Annotated in this window: 1 protein-coding gene; it reads left to right on the forward strand. The window is 58.7% G+C overall.

The window, feature by feature from the left end:
- Window positions 1-453: 453 nt before the first annotated feature.
- A partial coding sequence (locus AC1DS3_RS38830; protein ID WP_477129386.1) for a hypothetical protein occupies window positions 454-1,208 on the forward strand: 755 nt, incomplete at its 3' end.

Raw genomic sequence — 1,208 nt, forward strand, 5'->3', positions numbered from 1 at the left:
CGGTAACGGTTGGCGGTCAGTCTGTCGATTATCTGACGGCACAGTACATCCAGACCGCATCGAAGGTGACGCCGGCTATGCGAATGGCCTCGCTACGTTCACGATGAGTTACCCATTATCACGGCAAGCGGCAGTTGGCGACCGCGCGGCCAACGGTCTCGCCCTACCGCGCTACCGCTCACAACAACTTAAGGATAGCTTAAGGAACAATCTATCGGGAGCGTCTTGCCCGAACGCGGCATCGACCTGCCCTCGATACGCTAACGACGACGTATTTCCGTCGACGGAATGCATTTTAATACTCGTCCGATTTTAAACGGCCTGCAATCCCGATAGCATCCGAGATCAAGCCCGCGCGTCCCGACAACGCAATGCATGATCCGAAAAATTGGGGTGGCACAGGGGAACCTCGGTTTCCCTCGTTTACCGGATGGGAAGGGAAATATTTCTGCTATGCAACAACTCCATCAGATCCTACGCGGTCTCGCTGCGCGCCTGATCCCGGCATTCGTTCTTGTCTTCGTCGTGTTGATTTCGCCGAAAGCATTTGCACTCGATGCGGTCACGGCGTTTGGAACGACGCTGAACCTGCCAGCCACCCTGCCAACAGGCACCGTGATCAGTCGCTACACGATTCCGTTGAGTCAACTCTGCTCCTCGTCATCGTGCAAGATTAATGCGATATCGCTCTGGCCATACGGCGGGATTTCACCCGCAACTGGGCCGTTAATCGCGACCAACGTATCGGGCATCTCGACTCGCTTGCTGGTCAATGGCCAGCCCATCACTGCGTTCAACGTCAAATGGGGCAGCGAGATCACGGTCAATTCGCCACTCGAAGTACAACTGGTGCGCGACGACMGCCCGCTGGCGGCCGGCAGCCTCGCGGGCCAGGCAGGCGGCAACCCGTCCTATTTCTATGTGTGCACGGTGACTCGTTGGGTAAATGATGGCGATATGTGCATGGTAACGCCGAACACCTACGGTCTCGCGATCGCCCTGGCGGCCACCGTCAAGCTGGTCAACGGCACCTGCTCGACGCCGGATCAAAGCGTCGCGCTGCCCGGGATGGTCTTGCACAAGCTCAAGGGCGTGGGATCGACCGGCGACCAGTCGGGCACGAAAGGGTTCGAGCTTCGCTTCAACAACTGCCCACCCGGCTTCGCACGCGTCGGTTACACGCTCACCCCCATCGGAGGCACGGCGCC

Source organism: Cupriavidus sp. 01L46 (genome assembly GCF_056399905.1).